Origin of the sequence: Hyphococcus formosus (assembly GCF_046736345.1) — a bacterium.
GTDB classification, from domain to species: Bacteria; Pseudomonadota; Alphaproteobacteria; order Caulobacterales; family Parvularculaceae; genus Hyphococcus; species Hyphococcus formosus.
This window is the reverse complement of the sequence record NZ_CP157210.1, coordinates 501,088-525,210: the sequence shown is the minus strand read 5'-3', so window position 1 is coordinate 525,210 and position 24,123 is coordinate 501,088. Positions and strand designations below refer to the sequence as shown.

The 24,123-nt window shown below is 51.4% G+C and carries 22 protein-coding genes; 5 read left to right on the top strand and 17 right to left on the bottom strand.

Translation table 11 applies throughout. The annotated features are described in order from the left end of the window. Nucleotides 1-168: 168 nt before the first annotated feature. From ABFZ83_RS02415 to ABFZ83_RS02405, 3 genes are all read right to left on the bottom strand, one after another. Nucleotides 169-2,628 carry a TonB-dependent siderophore receptor gene (locus ABFZ83_RS02415; RefSeq protein WP_411817840.1) on the bottom strand — a complete coding sequence of 820 codons (2,460 nt, stop codon included), beginning with the start codon at nt 2,626-2,628 and terminating at the stop codon, nt 169-171. Between the two features lie 370 nt (nt 2,629-2,998). Then, a complete protein-coding gene (locus ABFZ83_RS02410) occupies nt 2,999-4,330 on the bottom strand; it encodes a CynX/NimT family MFS transporter (RefSeq protein ID WP_411817839.1) in 1,332 nt (443 codons plus the stop codon). Between the two features lie 68 nt (nt 4,331-4,398). Further along, nucleotides 4,399-5,391 (bottom strand): helix-turn-helix transcriptional regulator, encoded by a 993-nt coding sequence (locus ABFZ83_RS02405; RefSeq protein ID WP_411817838.1) that lies wholly within the window; start codon nt 5,389-5,391, stop codon nt 4,399-4,401. Nucleotides 5,392-5,745: 354 nt separating this feature from the next. Between ABFZ83_RS02405 and ABFZ83_RS02400 the strand changes: the two genes are divergently transcribed. Next, complete coding sequence (locus tag ABFZ83_RS02400) at nt 5,746-6,594, top strand: TauD/TfdA dioxygenase family protein (protein WP_411817837.1); 849 nt, start codon at nt 5,746-5,748, stop codon at nt 6,592-6,594. A gap of 17 nt (nt 6,595-6,611) precedes the next feature. Here ABFZ83_RS02400 and ABFZ83_RS02395 read toward each other — a convergent pair whose 3' ends face one another. From ABFZ83_RS02395 to dksA, 7 genes are all read right to left on the bottom strand, one after another. Next, complete coding sequence (locus ABFZ83_RS02395; RefSeq protein ID WP_411818790.1) at nt 6,612-7,040, bottom strand: IPT/TIG domain-containing protein; 429 nt, start codon at nt 7,038-7,040, stop codon at nt 6,612-6,614. 261 nt (nt 7,041-7,301) lie between these two features. Further along, a complete protein-coding gene (guaA, locus tag ABFZ83_RS02390) occupies nt 7,302-8,876 on the bottom strand; it encodes a glutamine-hydrolyzing GMP synthase (RefSeq protein WP_411817836.1) in 1,575 nt (524 codons plus the stop codon). Between the two features lie 9 nt (nt 8,877-8,885). Beyond that, on the bottom strand, nt 8,886-10,199 hold the full coding sequence (locus tag ABFZ83_RS02385) for an RsmB/NOP family class I SAM-dependent RNA methyltransferase (RefSeq protein WP_411817835.1): 1,314 nt from the start codon (nt 10,197-10,199) through the stop codon (nt 8,886-8,888). Nucleotides 10,200-10,225: 26 nt separating this feature from the next. Next, the gene (gene guaB, locus ABFZ83_RS02380; protein ID WP_411817834.1) at nt 10,226-11,701 is read right to left on the bottom strand and encodes an IMP dehydrogenase; all 1,476 of its coding nucleotides are present in this window, start codon (nt 11,699-11,701) and stop codon (nt 10,226-10,228) included. Between the two features lie 12 nt (nt 11,702-11,713). Next, on the bottom strand, nt 11,714-12,409 hold the full coding sequence (locus ABFZ83_RS02375) for an RlmE family RNA methyltransferase (protein ID WP_411818789.1): 696 nt from the start codon (nt 12,407-12,409) through the stop codon (nt 11,714-11,716). 484 nt (nt 12,410-12,893) lie between these two features. Beyond that, the gene (locus ABFZ83_RS02370; RefSeq protein ID WP_411817833.1) at nt 12,894-13,097 is read right to left on the bottom strand and encodes a cold-shock protein; all 204 of its coding nucleotides are present in this window, start codon (nt 13,095-13,097) and stop codon (nt 12,894-12,896) included. A 233-nt stretch (nt 13,098-13,330) separates the two neighbouring features. Next, nucleotides 13,331-13,747, bottom strand: coding sequence for an RNA polymerase-binding protein DksA (dksA, locus tag ABFZ83_RS02365; RefSeq protein WP_411817832.1), 417 nt, complete (start codon nt 13,745-13,747; stop codon nt 13,331-13,333). Nucleotides 13,748-14,114: 367 nt separating this feature from the next. Between dksA and ABFZ83_RS02360 the strand changes: the two genes are divergently transcribed. Then, nucleotides 14,115-14,483: a hypothetical protein gene (locus ABFZ83_RS02360; RefSeq protein WP_411817831.1), complete on the top strand. Its 369-nt coding sequence runs from the start codon at nt 14,115-14,117 to the stop codon at nt 14,481-14,483. Between the two features lie 252 nt (nt 14,484-14,735). Beyond that, entirely contained in the window at nt 14,736-15,674 is a 939-nt protein-coding gene (locus tag ABFZ83_RS02355; protein WP_411817830.1) for a lysozyme, read from the top strand. On the opposite strand, the gene ABFZ83_RS02350 is transcribed toward ABFZ83_RS02355, so the two are convergent. Together ABFZ83_RS02350 and ABFZ83_RS02345 are read right to left on the bottom strand one after the other, a co-directional pair. Next, entirely contained in the window at nt 15,664-16,266 is a 603-nt protein-coding gene (locus ABFZ83_RS02350; RefSeq protein WP_411817829.1) for a uracil-DNA glycosylase family protein, read from the bottom strand. The genes ABFZ83_RS02355 and ABFZ83_RS02350 overlap by 11 nt on opposite strands. Before the next feature lie 53 nt (nt 16,267-16,319). Continuing rightward, nucleotides 16,320-17,606 (bottom strand): NupC/NupG family nucleoside CNT transporter, encoded by a 1,287-nt coding sequence (locus ABFZ83_RS02345; RefSeq protein WP_411817828.1) that lies wholly within the window; start codon nt 17,604-17,606, stop codon nt 16,320-16,322. A gap of 214 nt (nt 17,607-17,820) precedes the next feature. Between ABFZ83_RS02345 and ABFZ83_RS02340 the strand changes: the two genes are divergently transcribed. Further along, nucleotides 17,821-19,320, top strand: a complete 1,500-nt coding sequence (locus tag ABFZ83_RS02340) for a phosphomannomutase/phosphoglucomutase (protein WP_411817827.1) — start codon at nt 17,821-17,823, stop codon at nt 19,318-19,320. 4 nt (nt 19,321-19,324) lie between these two features. On the opposite strand, the gene ABFZ83_RS02335 is transcribed toward ABFZ83_RS02340, so the two are convergent. Then, the gene (locus tag ABFZ83_RS02335; RefSeq protein ID WP_411817826.1) at nt 19,325-19,543 is read right to left on the bottom strand and encodes a SlyX family protein; all 219 of its coding nucleotides are present in this window, start codon (nt 19,541-19,543) and stop codon (nt 19,325-19,327) included. 1 nt (nt 19,544) lies between these two features. Continuing rightward, the gene (locus ABFZ83_RS02330; RefSeq protein ID WP_411817825.1) at nt 19,545-20,249 is read right to left on the bottom strand and encodes a Crp/Fnr family transcriptional regulator; all 705 of its coding nucleotides are present in this window, start codon (nt 20,247-20,249) and stop codon (nt 19,545-19,547) included. Between the two features lie 102 nt (nt 20,250-20,351). Here ABFZ83_RS02330 and ABFZ83_RS02325 point away from each other — a divergent pair, with 102 nt between their 5' ends. Then, nucleotides 20,352-21,176 (top strand): sterol desaturase family protein, encoded by an 825-nt coding sequence (locus ABFZ83_RS02325; RefSeq protein ID WP_411817824.1) that lies wholly within the window; start codon nt 20,352-20,354, stop codon nt 21,174-21,176. Nucleotides 21,177-21,179: 3 nt separating this feature from the next. On the opposite strand, the gene ABFZ83_RS02320 is transcribed toward ABFZ83_RS02325, so the two are convergent. The 3 genes from ABFZ83_RS02320 to dusA form a co-directional block, all read right to left on the bottom strand. Further along, nucleotides 21,180-22,160, bottom strand: a complete 981-nt coding sequence (locus ABFZ83_RS02320; RefSeq protein ID WP_411818788.1) for a beta-ketoacyl-ACP synthase III — start codon at nt 22,158-22,160, stop codon at nt 21,180-21,182. Nucleotides 22,161-22,256: 96 nt separating this feature from the next. Continuing rightward, entirely contained in the window at nt 22,257-23,054 is a 798-nt protein-coding gene (locus ABFZ83_RS02315; RefSeq protein ID WP_411817823.1) for a sulfite exporter TauE/SafE family protein, read from the bottom strand. A gap of 33 nt (nt 23,055-23,087) precedes the next feature. Beyond that, complete coding sequence (gene dusA, locus ABFZ83_RS02310) at nt 23,088-24,068, bottom strand: tRNA dihydrouridine(20/20a) synthase DusA (protein WP_411817822.1); 981 nt, start codon at nt 24,066-24,068, stop codon at nt 23,088-23,090. Between the last annotated feature and the right edge of the window lie 55 nt (nt 24,069-24,123).

The window sequence follows — 24,123 nt, the reverse complement described above, 5'->3', positions numbered from 1 at the left end:
CAGACGGCATGATTCCATTGATTCTCACTGCTTCTTCATCGCACAGATCGCAAGAATTGACTTGATTGAGACCGAACGCCGACATGCGCGAGGGCCTGGGCTTTGATACTAAAAATGCGCCCGGGAGCAATCCCGAGCGCATCATGATTTTAGAGTTCTTTCAAAGACTTAGAAGTTCATCACGCCTTTGATCTGGAACGTCCGGCCAACGCCTGGGAGCGCACCAACTTCTTGGTAAACATCCTGCAATGGCTGGAAGTAGGTTTTGTCGAACAGGTTGTCGATCGTCGCCGTGACCTGGAACCGACCAAAGTCCGCAAACGCTGCCGCACGGAATACCGTGTAAGCTGGCAATACGATCGCGCCGTCAATCCGGCCACCTGTTTCAGCAACCCGTGTACCACCGAAGGTCGCACCAAAGGTACCGTACTGCGTCTCATCCGAGGTATAAGTCAGGAAGGATGAGAACACCGTGTCCGGAATACCCGCAAGGTCATAACCGTTCTGTAGCTCAGGAATACAACTTGCGTTGAGCGCTGCGAACAGACCGCCATAACCATCTTCCAGCGCCACTGGCGAACCAAACAAGTTCGCTGATGGGTGGTTTGGCGGGATCACGAGATACTCACCCTGACCTGAACCACAAGCGCCCGGAGCCGGGATCTTATAGTTCTGAACAGTCGCGGCACCCGTCATCGACCAGTTTTCGGTGATGATATAGCTCATTTCGAATTCAAAGCCTTTTGATTCCTCTGGGCTCTTATTTCCGAATGAGTCAACGCGTTGACGTTCTTGCTTGTAGACAGTTGCCGAACCAAACAGCTTGTTGTCGAGAAGGCTGAATTTAACGCCGCCCTCAAGCAACTCGGATCCGAACAGGATTTCGTCACGAACCGCACCCGGTGTGATACCACCATTCGCACTATCGTTCAGTTCCGAGCCCTCCGCATAAGTGAAGTAAGGAACAAGCCCGAATGGCGTTGTGTAATTCACACTGGCTGAGTATGAGAAATCACCCTCTTTGCCGTCATAGCGAGTGTTCGCAAGCGATGGATCAAACACTGTGTTACCAGTATCAATCGCCGTCGTATCATAATGATCGTAACGACCACCAAGAACGATACCTAGGTCACCGACTTTAAGGTCCGCAACAGCTGCAACGCCGGTGTCTGTCCAACGTGAGTCGCCGTCTGTATCCCAGCCGATGCCAATTCCGCCTGGCTCTTCCGAGAACGGACTATCGAAGATATCATTCCCTTGTGGTCCCGCAAGAAGATCGCGGCGGTCAAGAACCAAATAACCGGACAAGAAGTTCTCACGCAGTTCGGCGTCGTAACGACGGTGCGATGCAGTGAAGAACATGTCGAGATTGGCGTTGTCACCGAGCTCTACACCGAAATCATAAGAAGCGCGGGCTTCAAATACTTTCATTTCGTGTTGAGCAGCAAAGCCATAGCTCACAAAGAGATCACCATCGATCTGGTCGTAGAAAAGTTGCAGCGACAATGTTGAATCGTCGTCAAACTCTTTTTTCAGATCAACATAACCCGTGAATGACTCGGATTCGGCAATTTCCTGATCGGACATGAACACCGTACGCCGATCTAGTTGCCCTGTGCCGACGCCAGTATCGAGTTTGTACGCATCCGGAATACCATAGACCCCAAAATCGACAAGCGTACGGATATTTGACGCACCAAAGAACGTACCGACAGCCGCATCAACCTCGTTTGGCGTCAGACGACCATTGCCGTCAATATCAGTAAGGTCTGTATCGCGACCAGTGATATAGGTGCCATTGTCGATGAGGTCTTGCGTTACGCGGTTCCAACCTGGCGTCTGATAATAGCCGTCAGAGTGGTAATACATACCGCCAGCTTCAAAGCTCATTCCCGCTGGCAATTCGTGTGAAAATGCGAACTGAACAAGTTGATGCTCTGGCTCACGACCGCGGTAGAAGTGTTTTGAATCCTCGATTTCCGCATAGACCGAAATACCAGACTCGCGACCCGCAAGCTTGAATGGCGCAATCAGTTCAATTGAACCATTTTTCTTGCCATAGCTGCCGCCGGTAAAGCTTACGCTACCGTGAATACCATCATCGGTAGTGATGCCCTCACCGTCCACTGTCTTTGGATAGAAGTTAAGCAAACCACCGACGCGACCAGCACCGTAAATAACCGGCACAGGACCACGAACAATTTCCACGCGGTCACTAGAACCGATTGGCGTTGGGAACAAACCTTGGTTTAGCGCGCGTTTGAATCCGCGATAATAGGTTTCCGAAACTGAACCGCGAATTGAGATTGCACCCGGAACACCGAAGAAACTACCGCCAAAAGTACCCGGCGTTGTTGTGATGAAGTCGTCAATATCTTCGATGCCGTAACGTTCCATTGTCGTATCACTAACGATACTGACTGAACGCGGTGTCTCCAAAAGTGACCGAGAAACACCAAAGACAGAATCTGATGACGTTTCTTCGGAAAGACCAACAGGGTCAGCGTAAACAACGATCTCATCGTAAGATTCATCATTGCCTTGCGCGACGGCCGGTGACACTGCTGCGAACGCGACTGCGCTCATTACGGCACTACTGCCCAGCAATGCTTTTTTCAAATTATTCATATCGGAGCTTGCAGCCCTCTTTTTCGTACTCGTTAACAATTCTACCTCCATTATTTGCTTGCACACTTACGCGAGCATTCCTTGTAGGCATCCCCAGACCAGCCTGGCACCGCCCCATTAGCTTTCGTATTAATTCACCCGCAATTGGCACGAATTGGACTTTTCCATCCGTACCCTTCCTTTTACCCTCTGCTCCTCCGAAGTTCTGATCTTGAAATCTGACACATATTTGATCAATAGATTATTCTACCTGCGCCCTCATTTTTGAGAAAACTGCCGCAATATAACCACAGCTTCCTTGATATTTAACCAATTTCCTGCTCCGGCGTTATGCATAGTGTAATACTTAACCAAACATTCTGCATAACAATCATTCTGCGGTTGGTTGCAAATCGCTCGCAATGAATGACGAACCCGCTGCGCCAGTGGAAACCGGTGGTTTCGGTTTCCGCATCGTAATCGCTGCAACAAGCACACCTAACAACATGACCGCATACGCGACAAACACGACGGAAAATGTTCCAATCTTATCCGCAACCAAACCAGCCGCTGCAGGACCGACCATGGCGAGCGTTGTGATGAAATGCATTGATCCCTGCACTTCCGGATTGTTTGCCGTTCCATAATAGTTAACGAGCAACAAGGTGGTGGCGAACAGACACATGCCAAAGCCATAACCCTCGGCGATTGCGAACAAGCCGATCATGAATGAATTATCCGCACTCGATAACGCCAGCATACCGATAATCTCTGCGAACAATGCGGACACCAACAACCATTTCGGATCGATACGGTTAGCGAGCAATCCGCCAATCCCCCGCGAGAATGAATTGACCAATGCGTGCATGCTGAGCGCACCCGCCGCTATTGCGCCGGAAACACCCAATGCTCCCATATGTGCAACGGCCCAGCTATTCATTGTCAGCCCACAGACAAGTGTCAGCGTCATTGAAAAGACGATTATATAATACTCTTTAGTCCGAAGAACCTGACGGAAACTCCACTCATAGGGCGCGTCAGTTCCAGCTTCACCGGATTTTGCCGTCTCTTCTTCGGCGAGAACCGCCGCGGATTTGTTATCATCAACAAAACTCACCGCGAGCAATGTCATAACGACCGTTACGCTCGCGAGCACCCACCAATGAAAACGCCAATCGCCAAGCAGCTCTACAACGCCAGTCGCCAACAACGGGCCCACGACGCCGCCAAGCCCACCAACCGTAAGGTAAGCGCCGATAACGGCGGCACGGCGCTTGGCGTCAACTTTCGCATTGAAATAGTGAACCGCAGGAACAATTGCACACAGCGTGTACCCAAACCCGGCAAAACTCGCCCCAAGAAAATATTGCATTAAGGTCGTCGCGGTCGCCAACAGCGCGAACCCGATTGCGAGACAGGCCCCACCCACGGCAAAGGAAGTCTTGATCCCCCACCGGCGAATAATCCATGCGGGCACCATCGCCGCTAAGCCGACCAACAAAGCGAGCAGCGAAAACCCGACACCCGCCTGCGAGTAATTCCAACCCAGCTCACCAATCATATGCGGCAGAACCACGCCCAGCGACGTAAAGGTGCCCGCCGTTACGAGGAAGAAAAAGAAGCTGACAATAGAGAATCCGGCCCATTTTCGCACGAAACCGACTATTGAAGCGCCACCCGCGCTATCGCGTTCAGTCGCTTGATTTAATTCACTATTACTCAACTCTTCGCCTCCAAATTTATTTCTGGATCATGACAGATTGGAAGAATCCACCTGCGTCCACAATTATTTTATGCTGCGTCAGTTGCGCCGACCCGCCCCATCGAACCCAACCGCCGATATTCACTTGGCGGTACGCCATACATCATCCTAAAAATCCGGCTGAAATGTGCCGGGGCGCTAAACCCCCACCGGTAACAAATCTCAGCGACGGAAAGCTGCGCAAAGAGCGGGCTCACCAAATCATTGCGGCAGCGCTCCAGCCGACGGCGCTTCACATAGTCCGCGAATGTCCGGCCATTTTGCGCGAAACAATCCTGAATAAAGCGGTTTGATACGCCATGCGCTTCGGCAACGCTCGATAGCGTTAAAGCCGGGTCACCGAGCAATAACTCGATTGTCTGACAGATCTTGTATAAATTATCCGCCTGCGGTTCATCGCGCCGACCTGCAACTGAAATATCACCATCATCAATAGTGCAGGCGATGAGATATTCCATGAATGCTTGATCAAAACTCCGCAGCTGATCAGCCTCGATCCCATCGATCTCATCGGCGATGCTGGTCAACATATGCGAAAATATGCGCCGAATACCGGATGCCGCAGGGATATAACCCAACCGTTGAGACATCGGCGTAACGATGCGCTCGTTTAAAATTGCACTTGGCGCGCGAATAAATATTTGCCGAAAGCGCGTTTCAAAATTCAATGACGCATCAGCTTTGCCAGTCGCGCCATAAATCATATCGCCGACATTTAAATCGATCCGCTTTTCGCGGAATTGAAGATAGGCATCGCCGTCAAGTAAAACAGACAACCACAATTCACTGGGCTGCTGCGGGAATTGTCCGGCAATTTTCTGGGCTTCGGCCTCAACCACTGCGAAGCGAATGCCCATCGGTGAGATAATACTGGTGATTTCGCCGTCGAATGGACGGTCAGTCGTGACATCACCGACCGGTAGCGACAAGCGTGTCATCATCTGACGCCAAACGCTCGCCCGGTCTGCTTCCGGGACAGAATCGGTCGAGAATCGCCACGCTTTTTGGGTTTCGCCACTCACCGGCTCGCACACCTCGCACAATTGAAAATTTCGGGCAAAACGCTCGAAATATCGGGAATTAACCAGTAAACACCCTTAGCCATTCGGCCCTCCCAGACCGCCCAAAACCGGTTTGCAGAACCGGATTTGACGCATTTTATCTGATACCACGTTTTTTCGCCTCCCCCACCTGTGCATTTTGTCTATTTGCGCACTACAACTTGCGCGAGCTTTTGACCACGCTATTGCGGTCGCGGAAAAGCTCACAAAATCAGGATTTAATCCTCGACAAAACTTGGTGCGCATTTACTCAATAACTCAGTGCACTGAGACGTGTATTGTCGACGAACACTTTCATTCAACACGCGTGATATTATGACCAACGGATTGCAGATTAAAGAATTGAAACCCGGCTTCGGCGCAGAAGTATCGGGCGTTGATGTGGCCAAGGCATCTGACGAAACTCATAAGGAGCTCGTCGATACGTTCCACAAACATGGCGCGATGCTTATACGCGGCCAGTCGATGGACCCAGATGACCTGATGCGTTTTATCAACGCGTTCGGGGAGCCAGAAGGCCACACCCAAACTCAATATACCTTGCCTGGTTATCCTAAGATTTTCATCCTTTCCAATAAGACGGAAAATGGAAAACCAATCGGCGCGCATAATGACGGCGTCGGCTGGCATACAGACTATTCATATAAAGAAAAGCCGGTCATGAACACGATGCTTTACTCGCTCGAAGTTCCGCCGGTCGGTGGCGACACGCTTTTGGCGGATTGCGTTGCGGCTTATGAAGCGCTTTCCGATGAGCGCAAGAAAGAGCTTGATGATCTCGTTCTTCATCACAGCTATCAATATTTCATGGAAACCCGTGAATATGGCCGCGCGAAACTATCCGAAGAGATGATCCGCGATAATCCGGACGTTTTCCATCCTCTGATTCGGACCCACCCTGCCGATGGCCGCAAAGCACTTTGGGTCAGCACAGGCACCGTTCGCGGTATTGTCGGCATGGAAGATGAAGCGGCAGCCAAGTTGATCGAAGAGCTTGTTGAATTCGTCACACAGGAACAATTCGTCTACAGACATAAATGGCAGCCGGGCGACATTCTTACATGGGATAATCGCTGTACGCTCCACACCGGATCGCTGTTCGAAGACGACAAATATACGCGCCACATCCACCGCATGTGGGTTAAAGGCGACAAGCCCTACTAAGAAACAACCTAATCCGACTACAAAAATAGCGAGCCGAGGCTCGCTATTTTTTTGCTCTGCTTTTGCATCATGTAATTTGATGAAGCCAATTGTGGCGCTTTTGCTATCAACAGCGCCACAAAGAACTGAGAATAAACCTCGTCAACACCCCTTTTACCTTCAGCTAGGTCACCCGACTGAGGCGTGAACTCAAATGTCGGCTCGACGAAATAGGTATTTCCGCCCGCGACGGTCGCGCTTACACTTGACATAGTAACAATCACATCAACCAGGCCAACCGCATGCGGCCGCGTTACCGCAGTAATTTGCGTGTCGCTATCAATGGTAAAGCGGGTCCCACCCACGCCATCAAAAGTAACGGCCGACGCGTCAGATAGATAGCTACCATTGATTGTGACGCTCGTTCCGCCGGTCACTGTGCCACTATTTGGGGTGATAGAGGCAATTCCCGGCCCACATTTGCCGCCGTCGCATTTCCATATGAACTTGTGGCAACAATATCTACCAAACCTGATCCTTGGGCAGGTGTTACCGCAATGATCTGGCTATCACTATCGAGATTGAAACTAACCGCAGCTGTTCCGCCACAGCTAACCTTAGATCGTGACGCTATTAAGCAGTGCGCGCATGCAATTTAAGGGAGATCAAATCGCATGCACGATTAAACCGACATCAATTCCGGCAGGTCACAACAATCAAATTACCGATTACTCCCACTCGATTGTTCCGGGTGGCTTCGACGTCACGTCATAGACAACACGGTTTACGCCACGAACCTCGTTGATGATCCGCGTGGCGCATGCGCCAAGGAACTCGTGCGTAAACGGATAATAATCGGCTGTCATACCGTCTGTTGACGTTACGGCGCGCAGCGCAAGAACATGGTCATAGGTCCGTTCATCACCCATCACCCCCACAGTTCGAACGGGGAGCAAAACGGCGAATGCCTGCCAGATATCGTCATAAAGACCCGCTTTGCGAATCTCTTCGAGATAAATCATATCGGCTTTACGAAGAATATCGGCTTTTTCTTGCGTGACCTCGCCGGGAATACGGATTGCAAGGCCCGGTCCCGGAAATGGATGACGACCGACGAAATGTTCCGGAAGGCCCAATTCACGACCCAGCGCACGTACTTCATCCTTGAATAGTTCGCGAAGCGGTTCGACCAGTTTGAGGTTCATCCGCTCCGGCAAGCCGCCCACATTATGGTGGGACTTGATCGTCACCGATGGGCCGCCATCAAAGGAAACGCTTTCGATCACGTCGGGATAAAGCGTACCTTGCGCAAGGAACTTCGCGTTCTCAATTTTGCTTGCTTCAGCGTCGAAAACATCAATGAAAGTCGCACCAATAATTTTGCGCTTCTTCTCAGGGTCATCAACACCTGCCAGCTTGCCTAAGAATAAATCTGAGGCGTCCACATGGATAAGCGGAATATTATAGCTATCGCGGAAAAGCCGTACGACCTCTTCCCCTTCGCCAGCGCGCATGAGCCCGGTGTCCACGAAGACACATGTAAGCTGCTCACCAATCGCTTCGTGAATAAGAACAGCCGCGACAGAACTATCGACCCCGCCAGAAAGTCCACAGATAACGCGCCCGTCGCCAACTTGCTTTCGGATCAGCTCAATCGCTTCGTCGCGGAACGCGGCCATTGTCCAATCGCCTTTAAGGCCAGCAATATTTCGCACGAAATTGCTGAGTAGTTTGGCCCCGTCCGGTGTGTGGACCACTTCCGGATGAAACTGAACCGCGTAGATTTTGCGCTCTTCATTCGCGATCGCCGCAAATGGCGCACCATCGGATTTTCCGACGACTTCAAAGCCGGGTGGAATCGCATTCACACGATCACCGTGGCTCATCCAAACCTGATAGCTCGAACCAACCTGCCAAACACCGTCGAATAGCGCTGAGTTCTTTACGATTTCGATTTTCGCGCGACCGAATTCCCGGTGGTCTGAAGTTTCGACATCGCCGCCCAATTGCGCGCAGATTGTTTGCTCACCATAGCAAATGCCTAAGATCGGCACGCCCAATTCAAAAACTTCGTTCGCTGCGCGCGGGCTGGTTTCCGTTTTTACACTTGCGGGACCGCCGGAAAGGATAACGGCTTTCGGCGCATATTCATCGAGGAATTCTTTGTCTACCCGATTAAACGGATGGATTTCGCAATACACACCCGCTTCGCGCAGGCGCCGCGCAATTAGCTGTGTTACCTGGCTACCGAAATCTATAATCAGTACACGGTCATGTACTTTTGCATGTGGGTCAAGTGTCATAGCGGTCTCTTAGCTGGCTCTGCGCATGGTTGCGATAAAAAATCCATCGGTTCTCAACTTATCCGGCGACAAACGAATTGCGCCCTCAGGCGTTATCATTGGCTTTATTGCACCATGGCCTTCTTGAGATAACAAATTCGATGCTTCTATGCCGTCAATCACCGGTTCAAAACTAAAATCAGTATTGGCAGAAAGAAATTCCGATAACCGGTCTTCGTTTTCTTCCATCAGGAACGAACAAGTTACCCATATCATCCGTCCGCCGGGTTTCACAAACTCTGCGGCTTGCCTGAGAACAATGACTTGTTCTTGCATTCGGCGCTGCAATTGTTGTTCGGTCAGTCGCCATTTCGTATCCGGATGCCTGCGCCATGTACCCGCACCGGTACAGGGCGCATCAACAAAAACCACGTCCATTTTCCCGACAAGGTCATCAAGGCCTTCGTCACCCGCAGGTGAGCGGATTTGGAGGTTTCTGACACCGGCGCGTTTTGCGCGATGGAAAAGCGGTTTCAGCCGGCGTGGGTCACGATCATATGCGTAAAGCTGGCCAGTATTTTCCATCATTGCGGCGAGCGCCAAGGTTTTGCCGCCTCCGCCCGCGCAATAGTCAAGGACTTGCGCCCCCTTAACCTCACCGGCGGCTGCCCCCGCGATCTGACTGCCAAGATCCTGCACCTCGACCCAGCCTTTGTTGAAAGCCGGTATAACCGTGACCGCTGGTGCTTTCTCGCTCGGTGACGGTGCTTCAATCCGCGCCGTATTTTTCAATAGTGGAATTGGCTTCGCCTTGACCGATTTTAGCGCAGACAACGCCTTTTCGGGTTCCGTTTTCAAACCATTCAAACGCAAATCCACATCCGCCCTATCGGCAAACGCAGACATTATCTTGACCGCATCCGTGCCAAACACACGTTCGATATTGGGGGCCAACCATTCCGGGAAATTTGCCCTGACATGGAGCGGTTCATCGTCAAGCGAATTTGGCGTTTCCAAACGAACCCGCTCAGGCTCGGTTAAAGCACCTGCCCCATGCGGCTCCTCACAGAGTGCTCCTTGAAGATCATCAAGTGAGATTGCCCATTCAAAATGCAGACAGGCGATTACCGCTGCGCGCGGACTTTCATCACCCATCATTGCACTGAGCGATTGACGATTTCGCAATATGTCAAGGCATAGGCCGGAAATCCACGCCCTGTCTTTTGCGCCTGCATAACGCGCGCCACGCGCCCAGTCCGCTAAAGCCGTTTTAAGCGGAACCCTGCGCGCCTCAAAATCAGAAATAATCTCTATCGCGGCTGATAGCCGACCACTGAGCCGCATGGCTTAATCCAACTCCTCAACAAAAATCAATTTGGCGTCGGATAGTTTGGCGCTTCGCGCGTAATCGCCACATCATGTACGTGGCTTTCCTTTAGCCCCGCATTGGTGATTTTGACAAAGCGTGCACGTTTCTGCATTTCCGGAATAGTTGGCGCGCCCACATAACCCATGGATGCGCGCACACCGCCAACCAATTGATGCAAGATCGGACCGATGGGACCTTTATGTGGTACCCGTCCTTCGATCCCCTCGGGAACGAGCTTCATCTGTTCTTTCACATCCGCTTGAAAATAACGATCAGCGGACCCACGCGACATCGCCGTAATCGATCCCATTCCGCGATAGGATTTATAGGATCTGCCCTGATACAAGAAAACTTCTCCGGGTGCCTCATCAGTACCCGCCAAAAGCGAACCGACCATCACACAGTCCGCACCAGCGGCCAGTGCCTTAGCCATATCGCCCGAATATTTGACGCCGCCATCGGCAATAATCGGCACATCGGCTTCGCGGCCGGCACGCGCAGCATCCATCACGGCTGTCAATTGCGGAACGCCAACACCCGCGACAATCCGGGTTGTACAAATGGAGCCCGGACCGATACCAACTTTAATCGCGTCAGCACCGGCATCGATCAATGATTTCGTTGCATCGTAAGTCGCGACATTGCCCGCAATTACCTGAACGGCATTAGAGAGCTTTTTGACGCGAACCACCTGTTCCGCGACACGCGCAGAATGGCCATGGGCCGTATCGATGACAACGACATCGCAACCTGCATCGATTAACGCTTCAATGCGCGCAAACCCCTCGTCACCAACGCTTGATGCTGCGGCCACCCGCAGCCGGCCTTGGTCGTCTTTATTCGCAAGCGGATACGCCCGCGCTTTTTCCATATCTTTGACAGTGATCAAACCAACGCAGCGATATTGATCATCGACCACGACCACCCTTTCGATGCGTCGGCGATGACATAACTCGCGCACTTCTTTTTGGCTCGCGCCAGGCGATACCGTAACAAGATCAGTGGCGGTCATAAGGTCACGAACCGGTTTGTCGAGATTTTGAGCAAAACGCATATCGCGGTTCGTCAGCACACCAACAAGCTTGCCAACGCCATTCGCATCTGGGTTTTCGACAACAGGGAAGCCCGAAATCTGGCGCTCAACCATTATTGATTGCGCGGTCCGTAAAGAATCATCAGGCGTTAGCGTCAGCGGATTTACAACCATGCCGCTCTCGAACCGCTTAACACGCCTTACATGCTCGACCTGTTCTTCAAGCGCTAGGTTTCTATGCAATACGCCAATACCGCCATTTTGCGCCATGGCAATCGCCATCTCAGCCTCGGTGACCGTATCCATCGCCGATGACAGGATCGGAATGTTGAGCGTTATTTCACGGGTCAGGCGTGCTCTTACATCAACGCTTGAAGGCATGACGTCAGACGGGCCTGGCTCTAAAAGAACATCATCAAATGTCAGCGCTTCACGGATTTCCATAACTATCGTTCCTTAGTCTTCGCCATTCTCTGCGTTCGCCGCACCTCGAAATCCGGTTGCGACGACATATTTCTCCGCTGAATCGGACCGGCTCGCCTTTGGTTTGGCGTGCTTCACCGATTCAAAATTCTGTTTTAAGCGTGTCAGCAAATCGCCCTCGGCACCGCCCGCAAACACTTTGCAGACAAATGCGCCGCCCTCGGCAAGCACATCTTCAGCGTAGTCGAGCGCGGCTTCTGCGAGCGCTACGATCCGTAGGTGATCCGTAGACCGATGGCCTGTCGTGGGGGCAGCCATGTCGGACAAGACAATATCTGCCTTGCCATCCATAAGGTCGTGTAGCTTTTGCGGTGCCTCGCCATCAAGGAAATCCATCTCCAGCACATGTGCACCGGCAACCGGCGGCATACCGAGGTAATCAATCCCGACAACCCGACCCGTTTTGCCCACCGCTTTCACTGCGACCTGACACCAACCGCCCGGCGCGCAGCCCAAATCCACCACACGCGCACCTGGGCGCAGCAGGCTGAATTTTTCGTCTAACTCGATGAGCTTGTAAGCGGCACGCGAGCGATAGCCTTCAGCTTTGGCCTTGCGCACATAAGGGTCGTTTAATTGCCGCTTGAGCCATAAGGTCGAGGCATAATCGCGCCTTTTCGCCGTTTTAACATGGACATTGAAATCACGAGGCTTGGCCTCACCGGCCATTGGCGCATCTTTTTTGCGCGAGCGCTTTTCAGGCTCTGCACCAAGCGCGGTCGTCGCGATATTGGTTTTCTTAGCCTTTTTGCGCCGTTTCCCAGTCTGGCTGGGAGGCTTTGACGATTTATTGCGTCGCTCCATGGGCCTTCATAGCTGAGTCTATGTGGCTTTCAACTGCTTTTTGCGGAAAATTTCTAACTTCCCGCTTCACAATTTTGGCGTGAGAAGCCGTCAGACTGGGCCAGCGGCATTCAATCTCCGTCGATAGGCAAATCTATGGCGACCAACCCCACAGCTCGATCCCTGAGCAAAGACCCGACCTTATCGCCTGCTGGGTTGCTTGACGCCAAATAACAAGTAACGCCTATTCACGCTCTTAATTATCAGTCGATGCGCTAGCCTATCCCAACCTAAGTATATTTATCCCTTCACTGAATAAAAAAACGGCACCCCTTAGGGGTGCCGTTTCTCATTCAATCATTCGAATGAATTAGACAGCTTTTAGGTTGCCTGCCGCAGTTTTACCGCGATCATTGGTCAGTTCGTAACCGATTTTCTGACCTTCGACCAATTGGCCGATGCCAGCAGCCTCAACAGCAGTCGCGTGAACAAACACGTCTTTGCCGCCATCATCAGGCTGAATAAATCCGTAACCTTTTTGGCCGTTAAACCATTTAACTGTACCAGTTGCCATCTTTCGTCTCCTTGACATTAGGCGCGCCACGCAAAGTCGGCGTGACGAAGTAGTGACCCCGCTCATTCAAGCGTGGCCGGTGCATCGCAACCTGTGTCTTGGAAAGGTCGAAGAGCTTAGCAGACAGAAGAGTCGGCCGCGTTCGGCAGCGGCCCAAAACAGAAATTGCGCTTGGGATATAAGCTTTTAAGGGCCTGACTGCAAGGGGAATAAGTATATGGGTACTATTTGCGCTAGTCGTCGCGGTGAACTTTTTCGTCTCTTTCGTGGCGTTCTTGCGCCTCTAGCGAGAGCGTTGCGATCGGACGGGCATCCAGACGGCGTACCCCGATAGGCTCGCCGGTCTCCTCACAATAACCGTATTCACCAGTCTCAATACGGTGCAATGCGGCATCAATTTTAGAGATGAGCTTTCTCTGGCGGTCGCGGGTACGAAGCTCAAGGGCCTTCTCGGTTTCGCTTGATGCACGGTCCGCAACGTCAGGAAGGTGATTATTGTCTTCCATCAAATTTGTCAGAGTCCCCTGACTTTCCTTCAGAATATCGTTTTTCCACGAAAGAAGCTTCTTTTTGAAATACTCTTTCTGGCGATCATTCATAAAAGGTTCGTCTTCAGACGGACGATACTCGTCTATCTCAGATGCTGACATAGTCATCTCCCAACTAACACCTTTTGCCCCCGGTTACCCTTTATCAACCGAGTCGCGGCTTTCTATAGCCACGCGGTGCGCTCTGCTCAAGCAGCTATTAGCAAAACTGCTGCCATAAGCGGCGAATTTCATAAAATTGAAAGATTGATTTTAAGTTTCTTTTGTGAGCGTAAAATTTGCGGGCATTTTACATTAGTACCGCTTATTCAATTATTTCGCGGCTAATACCAACCCCCGGCAGCAATCGCTGCGCTGCAGCACAAAACACAGGCAACAAACCGGCAAATAGAACAAATTAAAAAGAAATACGAAACGGTTTCTTTTCCGCCACTCCTTATTGCTCGTCTCACTAATGAGGAGCAACTAAATGCCGCCCGCGAATTCGGAAGCAGAAACAAGCGCCACACAACGTGTTCAGGCGCTGATCGAAATCACTCAATCTCTCAATGAAATATTTGAGCACGAAAATGCTGCCCTTATTGCACAACAGGTGAGCGAACTTCAGCAATATCAAGCAGATAAAGCTCGGTTGGCAGCCTCCTATGCGGTATCCATCCGCAATGTTGCCGCAGACCGGAATACGATCCGCACGGTGGCCCCGGAAGTGCTCCTTGAACTCCGCGAAATGACCGCCTGTTTCGAAGCGCATGCTGCTCATCAACGCTTTTTGCTTGAGAAAATTTCCGAGCGGCGCGAAAAGACCGCTCAGTCAATACCGGCCAGAGCGACCCATTAGTGGGCCAGATCGCCCAAATTTGACCATTTTTCAAAAATTGCCGGGCGTAGTCCCTAGAATGTCAAAACCAGTCGGCATTTTTTATTTGATTGATTTTTTTACGGCATTTCTGCCCTTGCGTGTATTCCCTAACAGGGAAATCACAGCCGATCACATAAGTTCGAAAATCTTAAAATCATAATGTAACCTCCTACATTTTGCCGTGTTTTGACGTTATGGTAAATTTAAGCAACGGGGTGTGGGGGCTTTTCGATGAAGACATCAGAAAGCGGAATTCAGCTAATCAAGCAATTCGAAGGGCTCGAACTCGAGGCCTATCAGGATATTGCTGGTATCTGGACGATTGGATATGGCCACACCGGACCAGACGTTCAGCCCGGAATGAAAATCAGCGAGCGCGAAGCCGAAGAGCTATTGCGCCGAGACCTAAAATCTCGCGAACAAGCCGTTGAAAGTGCTACAAAAGTCCCTTTAAACCAAAACGAATTCGATGCGCTGGTCAGCTTCGTTTACAATGTTGGTGCTGGTGCCCTTCGGAGTTCGACGGCACTCAAACGATTGAACAAGGGAAATCGCATCGGTGCCGCTGATGCGCTGACCTGGTGGAACAAAGCGACCGTTGGCGGTGTGTTGCGTCCTGTGCTTGGGCTAACCCGCCGCCGCGCGGCAGAAAGAGCGCTTTTCTTGACACCGACCCAGCCGGTTAAGGTGCGTGATCAAAAAACACTCGACGATAATACCCGAATTACTCCAATCGAAGATTCTCCTCGCCGCGGTAATGTTGCGGAAAGCCGGACTGTCCAAGGTGCCGCCATCGCTGGCGGTGCTGGTGTTGCCTCCTCCACTATGGGCCGAGAGGATGCGCAGGAGCTACACAATCTCGAAAGCAATATAGAAGATGGAACCGGCTTAACCGAAGTTCCCAACGCAATGGGAGATGGCAGTGCGCCAGAGACCGGCGATGACGGTACGTCGGAGCCAGAAACAGATGATCACGACCATTTCGGCGAGGAATTGGAGGATGGGGAAACCACGGAGACCATTGGCATCCCCTCCGATGAACGCCCGTCCAAACACGAAGTGCACGCGGTCGAAGCCCAGATCCAATTTGCGTTATTGATCCTGATTATTCTTGCCGTGCTCTATGTGATTTATGCGCGGGTCGATGACTGGTTCAAATTCAGGCGCTAGTTAACGCTCGCACTCTCTTACGAAGTTCCGGTAATAGCTCATCACCGAACCACGGGTTCTTTTTCAGCCAGCTATTGTTCCGCCAAGATGGGTGCGGCGTGACGAAATAGTCCGGCGCATAGTCGCGCCAATTTAACACTGTTTCCGTCAGGCTAGATTTCGCACGTTTTCCGAGATGCCATTTTTGCGCATAGGCACCGACAAGAATTGCGGTCTCAATATTTGGAAGGGCCGCCATCAATTGCGCGCGCCAAGCGGCCGCACATTCCTTCCGTGGCGGCTTATCTGCGCCCTTCTCCGTATAGCCAGGAAAGCAAAACCCCAATGGAACGATAGCGACTTTGCTTTCGTCATAAAACGCGTCTTCATCCAGCCCCAACCAGCCGCGCAAACGATCCCCCGACGGATCCGTAAAAGGCACGCCGCTCTGATGAACGCGCAGGCCCGGTGCCTGCCCGAAAACCGCAATTTTTGCTTTGGTCGATGCACGAACGACGGGTCGCGGTTCATGAGGAAGTGGCGCGCCGCGCGGCGTTTCCACGCAAATCCGGCAGGCGCGAATATCCGATAAGAGCGACTTTAAATTAGCCATACTTGATGTGTAACACGATCAGGCAATTATCGTTCTGAACAATATTGTGAGGGCTAACCTACCCATATCAGGCCAATCACAGCACCGGTCATTAAGGTCGCCAAAGTACCGGCAACTAACGCCCGCGGCGCTAATTCAATAACATCTTGCCGGCGTTCTGGTGCCAATACGGTCAATCCGCCAATGACAATCCCAAGGCTCGCGAAATTGGCAAACCCACAAAGAGAATAAACCAGAATAAGGAAGGTTCGATCACTGAATGTGCCATCCGCGACATCGGCCAAGCGTACATAAGCAACCAGTTCGTTCACGGCGGTTTTAACGCCCATTAATGAACCAGCATTGAAGGCTTCATTCCACGGCACGCCCGCGAGCCACATCAAGGGCGCAAACATGACACCAAGAATTCGCTCAAGGGTCAGCGGTGCCCCGGCCACATCAGGCGCAGTGGCAAGTAAAATATTGATAAGCGCTGCAAAGGCCGTAAACGCAATCAAAGCCGCAATGATATTGAGATAAAGCCCCAATCCATCTGTGACACCGCGCACGAATGCGTCCATTGAACTGGCATATTTGAAATCATCGGCTGCGTCGGCGGAGGTCGGAAGCTCGTGCTTTTCGGCGGGAATAATAATCTGCGCCATCAATATCGCCGCAGGCACCGAAATAATCGATGCGACGATGATATGCCCAAGAACTGAAGGGTCGATGTCCCCCAGAATAATTGCGTAAACGGCCATCACCGAACCTGCGACGGTCGCAAAGCCGCCAGTGATAATGATAAAGAGTTCTGAGCGCGAAACGCGGTTCAGGAACGGACGAACCATGAGCGGCGCTTCAGTCTGGCCCAGGAATGTATTGGCCGCCGAAGAAAGCGCCACCGCGCCACCGACCCGAAACACTTTCTCTAAAAGGTAAGCAAATCCCCGCACGAAAAACTTCAATATCCCCCAATGCCAAAGCAAAGCCGACAATCCGGAGAAAAAGATCACCAATGGTAGCGCACCAAAGGCGAAATTGAACATCGCACTCTGGTTTGTCACCTCAAACGGGGCCTCTGCGCCGCCGAGATAGCCAAAGACGAAAGAGGTACCGACGGTCGTCGCGGCCTGTAGTGCCTCGACCACCGCGCGAAGACTTTTCAATGCTTCTCGCGCAGGCGGGAAATAGAGCAAAACCGCAGCGATTATAATCTGCGCGCCGACCGTCCAGACCGCTGCGAAAAATGGGAATCGGCCTTTACCACTAGAAAAAAGCCAAGCAATGCAGACGAATGCGACCAACCCAAGAGCACTTTGACCGCGCACGCCGATATCGCTCAACTCAAATGGCAAATCCATGAACCCCTCGTAAAAACCCTCTGCGAGCGAGGCTGCTTAAAGCATCCCGGCTCCAATCAATCGCGCTAATCCCACGAACCTTTTGTGACAGCCGCAGACTATGCGCAAGGCTGAAGCAAATGTCACTGATTCTGAGCATTTTCTTTGAAGCTTGCACCTCGCGACGAGCCGCCTAAAGTGCGCCGTAAATTGAGGTTTTCCGAAGGAATAATTCATGTTGCCAACGCCTAGTGCTGATCTAAAACCAAATACCCTCGCCTATGAGGTCGCGCCGCTCGTCAAAGCAACGGGCTTCCGCGAATATGACGCTCGCTGGCTATTTGAAAAAGAAATCAACCTATTGGGCATACAGGCGCTGGGCCAAGGATTGGGTACCCTCATCCGAGAATTGGGGAAAACCCCAAGAATCGTGGTCGGCCATGATTTCCGCGGGTATTCCCTTTCGATCAAACAAGCCCTCACCGTCGGCCTCATGTCAGCGGGCATCGAAGTCAATGACATTGGCCTTGCGCTTTCGCCGGTTGCCTATTTCGCTCAGTTTGATCTCGACATCCCCTGCGTTGCCATGGTGACCGCCAGCCATAATGAAAATGGTTGGACAGGCGTGAAGATGGGCGTGGAAATGCCTCTTACCTTTGGTCCGGACGAAATGGGCCGCCTAAAAGAAATCGTTTTGAACGGCGAATACAAATCATTTCCGGGTGGCGCATATAAATATGTCGAAGGCCTACGCGAGCGTTATATCGAAGACGTTGTCAAAGACGTCAGCATAAAGCGCAAACTCAAAGTAATCGCCGCATGTGGCAATGGTACAGCTGGTGCCTTTGCACCCGAAGCGCTATCGCGCCTCGGCATCGAGGTTATTCCGATGGATGCGGAACTTGATCATACCTTCCCCCGCTACAACCCTAACCCAGAAGACATGGAAATGCTTCACGCCATGCAAGACGCAATTCGAGAGCACGGTGCGGATCTTGCCCTTGGGTTTGATGGAGATGGCGATCGCTGCGGCGTTGTTGATGATGAAGGCGAAGAGATTTTTGCAGACAAGATCGGTGTACTGATTGCACGCGATCTGTCAGCGCTTCATGAAAACGCTCAATTTGTGGTTGATGTAAAATCGACCGGTCTCTTCGTGACCGATCCTGTCCTGATCGAAAACGGTGCAAAAACCGAATATTGGAAAACCGGTCATTCCTATATCAAACGCAAAAGCCATGAAATGAACGCATTGGCGGGTTTCGAGAAATCCGGCCACTTCTTTTTCAATGAACCGGTTGGTCGCGGCTATGATGATGGCCTTGTGGCCGCTATCGCGCTACTTCAAATGCTCGACCGCAATCCCGGCAAAAAGCTATCGGACCTGCGAAAATCACTGCCGAAGACGTGGCAGTCGCCGACAATGTCACCCCATTGTGCCGACGAGATTAAATATGACGTCGTCAAGAAAGTCGTCGCCAAGCTGGAAGAGCGTGCGAAAAATGGTGGGACCATAATTGGCCAACCCATTCGCGATGTCGTTACGGTAAATGGCGTTCGGATTACCGCTGAAGACGGCACTTGGGGATTGATCCGGGCTTCATCTAATAAACCCGAACTGGTAGTCGTTATTGAAAGCCCGACCTCGGAAGAAAATATGAAAAAGATGTTCGAAGAAATGGATGCCGTCCTGCGCGAACATCCCGAAGTCGGTGAATATAACCAAAAAATCTAATCCATTAATAATGGGGTGGCGGTGGTTCCTGCTGCTCTCCATTTATCGCAAGTTCTTCGACCTGCTGAAGTTCTTCTTTAAGGCGCACAGACTCGCGGCGTAAATCCTCGATTGATTTACGCTGCTCATTTACAACTTCAACTAATTCATCGATCGTTTGATCCTGATATGCAGAACGCTCTTCCAGGCGTTCGATGCGCTTTACGAGTGCTGCAATTTCCATCCTAATTCTCCATACTTCTTATGAGCGGTGCCGTTACTGAATTATCGTCGATCCAATCGAAAAGCGCTTCTTTATCTATAACCCGTATCTTGCCGTAACCGAGCTCAATCAAGCCAAAAGATTGCAATCGGTTGAGTGACTTTCCTGCCGAAACACGGGACACGCCAAGCGTAAAGGCAATGTCGGATTGATTGGCATCGATTGTGTTTTCCAGCTTTGCTTGTACGACCATTGAATAAAGTATCTTCGCAATACGCACATCAATCGGCAGGCGTCGCAGATCATCGGTAAATTCAACGAGGCTGTATAACCGATGTGTCGTCGCTTCAAGCATATACCGCGCGAGTTTTGGCTCTTCATCAAACAGACGATCGATACGTTTTTCAGTGATCTGAATGATATTGGTCCGCCCTACTGCTTCCGCATCATGGGTCCGCGGTAGATGCGCAAAAAGCGTCGCCTCGCCGAAACAATGACCAACACCCAAAATAGATGTAGTGATATTCGATCCATCAATTCCGGGCACCGAGAACCTGACCGCACCGGATTTTACGATGGAAAGACCGGGCCGAATATCGCCGCGCAAGTGAATAGACTCGCCGTCATCAAAAAACACGGAAACTCCGGCTTCTATTAACCGTGCCGCCAATTCGTCGGGCAAGAGCGCCAAAAATGGTGGTCCACCAAATTCCAGCAAATCAACCATCGGCCATCCAAATGCTAAATTCTTAGCATTTATACCTCGGTTTCACTGCTATGAGAAGCCATAGAGCGCCCAAAGAAGGCGGAACTATAGGGAGTGCGCACCATGAAACCGGAAATGCTTGTAATCCTCGGTATCCTTCTGACCTTTGCTTTCTTGGAGGTCGTGTTCACCAGTTTCTTCAAAAAACCGGGCCAAACACGTGAGGATGCAACCGTTGAAATCATCAGCACCTTGACCTTAATTCTTGTTACGCAACCGATCGCATTGTTCTGTGGCGGCTTCGTCGCAAGTTTAGTCGCCCCAAATGCCGCCGGTGCGCTTGCTGGACTACCTCTCCTCGCCGCGATTGGCCTATTTCTGATCTTCGACGACCTTACGCAATATTGGTGGCATCGCGCATCGCATAGTTTGCCATGGCTTTATAAATTGCACCGCCCTCATCATAATGCCGAATACCTTTCAATTCGCGTCGTATACAGAAATAATATCTTTTACTATCTGCTGATGCCCGGCCTCTGGTTCTCCGGCGCGCTGATTTATTTAGGGCTCGGCTGGGTCTATGCGGGCTATATCATTGTAAAAATGGCCGTCATCTATGGAGCACATTCCGATGTGCGTTGGGACGAGCCTCTTTATAAAATAAAATGGCTTTCGCCAGTCATGTGGGTGGTTGAACGCACGATCTCAACGCCAGCCACCCATAGTGCACATCACGGAAAATTCGCGGCTGATGGTATCACCAACTACAAAGGAAATTTTGGAAATCTCCTGTTTTTCTGGGATGTTCTGTTTGGCACAGCGAAAATCACGCGGCGTTACCCGGAGCGCATGGGCGTCGAAAACTTGCCCTACACTTCTGCGAGCGAACAATTACTGTGGCCGGTTATTCGTGACAAAAAAACCGAAGAAATCGTGCCCGCAGAATAATTATTAGTACCGGACGAGCGCAGAGCCCCAAGCCAGACCGCCACCCAGCGCGGCGAAGACAAGCAACTCGCCGCGCTTTACACGTCCGTCGCGAATTGCTTCGTCAAGAGCGAGCGGTATGGAAGCCGATGACGTGTTCGCATGCTTATCAATCGTCACGATGATTTTCTCGTCTTCAAGATCGAGTTTTTTCGCGCATGACTGAATAATGCGGATATTGGCCTGATGCGGGACAAACCAGTCAATCTCTGACCGATTAACCTCAGCGCGCTCTGTTACCTCAAATACCGCATTGGAGATTTGCTCGACCGCATTACGAAACACTTCTTTACCGTTCATCCGCACCTTCCCGACAGTCGCAGTGGTCGACGGTCCACCATCGGCGTAAAGGTGATCAGCCATACGCCCATCGGATGAAAGATAAGTCGCAAGAACACCGCGAGGCCGCCGCGCCGTCAATGGGGCCTCACCACTTAGCACAACCGCGCCCGCGCCATCCCCAAACAAGACGCAAGTGCTGCGGTCTTCCCAATCAAGAAAACATGAGAGCTTTTCCGCACCGATCACCAATGCATGTTTCGTTTGACCGGTCCGGATAAAATCATGCGCCACGTTTAAAGCATATAAGAACCCGGCACAGGCCGCCGACACATCAAAAGCAATCCCAGGCGGAACGCCCAATTTTTGTTGGACATACACCGCCGTCGACGGAAATGTCCGGTCCGGTGTTACGGTAGCGACAATAACCAAGCCTATATCTCGCGGCTTCAACCCCGCTTGGTCAAGCGCATTCCACGCCGCTTTTGTGGCAAGGTCCGATGTGCTTTCGTCATCGGCAGCGTAATGGCGCTGTCCGATCCCGCTGCGTGACCTGATCCATTCATCAGAGGTATCGACCTGCTTTGCTAGATCATCATTTGTGACGACCTTCTCCGGCAGATGAGAGCCTACACCTGCTATAATTGTTTCTATTTCTGCCACGATACGCTCCGCCTATACCCGTAAATAAGATTTTCAGCTTAGGCGTATTGGTTTTAATGATCGACTGTAAAATTATCGCACCCGCGAAAAAAGCGCGCCTCAACCTGAAAATATGTCATATGCCAGCGCACAGGCAGCAATAAAAACATAGGCCCCAAATATTTTTGAAAGCAGATCACCATGAATGCGGTGCGCTACTTTTGCACCGAGCGGTGCAGCGATTGCAGCCATTGCGGCCATCACCATAAATGCGGGAATATTCATATATCCAAGCGACATTGGGGGTAAATCGAGGGTTGAGCTCCCGGAATAGATGAATCCAAGTACGCCGGGGACCGCAACAGCGACGCCAAAGCCCGCTGACGTTCCAATCGCCTGATGCATCGGCCGCCCGGCGACAGTCATGATCATCACCCCCAGAGCACCGCCACCAATCCCCATAAGGCTGGAAAAAAGACCAGTACCTATTCCGAGCGGAACTTTCATCCGCTTACGCCCTAAATCAGTTACTTTGCCCGAACTATGCCCTGACTTGAACAAACGTCGATACGCCACCCAAAAGGCACCACCGGTAAAGATAATTGTCAGCAATTCTGCCGGAGCCCATCGCGCTAAAAATCCGCCAGCACCGGCACCTAATGCGATCCACGGTGTCCAATCTTTCAGAATTTTCCCGTCAACAAACCCAGCCTGATGATGCGTCAATAACGAGCGCAAAGATGTCACGATTATAATCGCCAGCGAGGTACCGATCGCTGTCTTTAGACAGGTTTCATCGGAAAACCCCATGACCTGAAATAACGCATAGAGCACCGGCGTCGTGATAACGCCGCCGCCAATACCGAACAATCCACCAGAAAAACCAGCCGCGAAACCAACCGCCAGTAGCGCGATCATCAATTCCCAGTGCTGCGCGATTAATTCCACTGATTATGCCGCGCGCTGAGCCGCGGCCATCGCTTCAAGTGCGCGATCGAGAATATCAACATCCCCTTTACTGACATTCTCAGAAATGTACCGTCGCCACGCGCGAGCACCGGGCGCACCGTGAAAGAGCCCCAGCATATGCCGCGTGACGGAATTCGGTTTTACACCTTCATTAAACTGACGTTTCAGATATTCCGACATTCTTCGCACGACCTCTACCCGGCTCGGCGCATGGTTCGCTTCACCGAAGATTAGTTCATCGACGGATGCCAGCAAATATGGCGAACCATAGGGCGCGCGACCGAGCATCACACCGTCAAATTCATCGGCAAGCGCGGCAGCATCGGCGACTGTCTCTATCCCGCCATTCAGCACAATATCGAGATCCGATCGTTCGCGCTTTAGGCGACGGACAAGATCGTAATCTAATGGCGGAATTGTTCTATTCTCTTTTGGTGATAAGCCTTGAAGCCACGCCTTACGGGCGTGAACGATAAATAGTTTGCATCCGGATTTTGCGACCCTATCCACAAACCCGAACAGGCTCTCGTCTGGGTTTTGATCATCGACACCGATCCGGCATTTTACTGTCACCGGTATATCCACCGCATCGATCATCGCAGCGACGCATTCCGCAACAAGGTCTGGGGTTTTCATGAGACAAGCCCCAAACGCACCGGACTGCACCCGATCCGAAGGACAACCAACATTCAGATTGATTTCATCATATCCAAAATCGGCACCAATCTTTGAGGCCTCAGCCAGCTTTATGGGATCACTACCGCCTAACTGAAGCGCAACCGGATGTTCGCTCGGGTGAAATCCCAACAAATAATCGCGATCCCCATTGATCGCTGCATCCACAGTTATCATTTCGGTATACAGCCGCGCATGTTTTGACATTAAACGGTGGAAATACCGGCAATGCCGGTCAGTTCCGTCCATTAAAGGCGCTACGCAAAATTTATGGCTATGGTGTTTCACGGTTCTAGATGCAAAGATAGTTATCAATCTGGCATGTTTGCACCCAGCATCTGCT

Excerpts from the sequence above, each read along its gene's own strand:
- ABFZ83_RS02415 (WP_411817840.1), bottom strand. The coding sequence starts at position 2,628 with ATGAATAATTTGAAAAAAGCATTGCTGGGCAGTAGTGCCGTAATGAGC.
- ABFZ83_RS02400 (WP_411817837.1), top strand. The coding sequence starts at position 5,746 with ATGACCAACGGATTGCAGATTAAAGAATTGAAACCCGGCTTCGGCGCA.
- dksA (WP_411817832.1), bottom strand. The coding sequence starts at position 13,747 with ATGTCAGCATCTGAGATAGACGAGTATCGTCCGTCTGAAGACGAACCT.
- ABFZ83_RS02375 (WP_411818789.1), bottom strand. The coding sequence starts at position 12,409 with ATGGCCGGTGAGGCCAAGCCTCGTGATTTCAATGTCCATGTTAAAACG.
- ABFZ83_RS02330 (WP_411817825.1), bottom strand. The coding sequence starts at position 20,249 with ATGGTTGATTTGCTGGAATTTGGTGGACCACCATTTTTGGCGCTCTTG.
- guaA (WP_411817836.1), bottom strand. The coding sequence starts at position 8,876 with ATGACACTTGACCCACATGCAAAAGTACATGACCGTGTACTGATTATA.
- ABFZ83_RS02315 (WP_411817823.1), bottom strand. The coding sequence starts at position 23,054 with ATGATCGCGCTACTGGCGGTTGGTTTCGCGGCTGGTTTTTCTGGTGGA.
- ABFZ83_RS02350 (WP_411817829.1), bottom strand. The coding sequence starts at position 16,266 with ATGGCTAATTTAAAGTCGCTCTTATCGGATATTCGCGCCTGCCGGATT.
- ABFZ83_RS02355 (WP_411817830.1), top strand. The coding sequence starts at position 14,736 with ATGAAGACATCAGAAAGCGGAATTCAGCTAATCAAGCAATTCGAAGGG.
- ABFZ83_RS02335 (WP_411817826.1), bottom strand. The coding sequence starts at position 19,543 with ATGGAAATTGCAGCACTCGTAAAGCGCATCGAACGCCTGGAAGAGCGT.
- ABFZ83_RS02385 (WP_411817835.1), bottom strand. The coding sequence starts at position 10,199 with ATGCGGCTCAGTGGTCGGCTATCAGCCGCGATAGAGATTATTTCTGAT.
- ABFZ83_RS02340 (WP_411817827.1), top strand. The coding sequence starts at position 17,821 with ATGTTGCCAACGCCTAGTGCTGATCTAAAACCAAATACCCTCGCCTAT.
- ABFZ83_RS02345 (WP_411817828.1), bottom strand. The coding sequence starts at position 17,606 with ATGGATTTGCCATTTGAGTTGAGCGATATCGGCGTGCGCGGTCAAAGT.
- ABFZ83_RS02360 (WP_411817831.1), top strand. The coding sequence starts at position 14,115 with ATGCCGCCCGCGAATTCGGAAGCAGAAACAAGCGCCACACAACGTGTT.
- ABFZ83_RS02325 (WP_411817824.1), top strand. The coding sequence starts at position 20,352 with ATGAAACCGGAAATGCTTGTAATCCTCGGTATCCTTCTGACCTTTGCT.
- ABFZ83_RS02370 (WP_411817833.1), bottom strand. The coding sequence starts at position 13,097 with ATGGCAACTGGTACAGTTAAATGGTTTAACGGCCAAAAAGGTTACGGA.
- guaB (WP_411817834.1), bottom strand. The coding sequence starts at position 11,701 with ATGGAAATCCGTGAAGCGCTGACATTTGATGATGTTCTTTTAGAGCCA.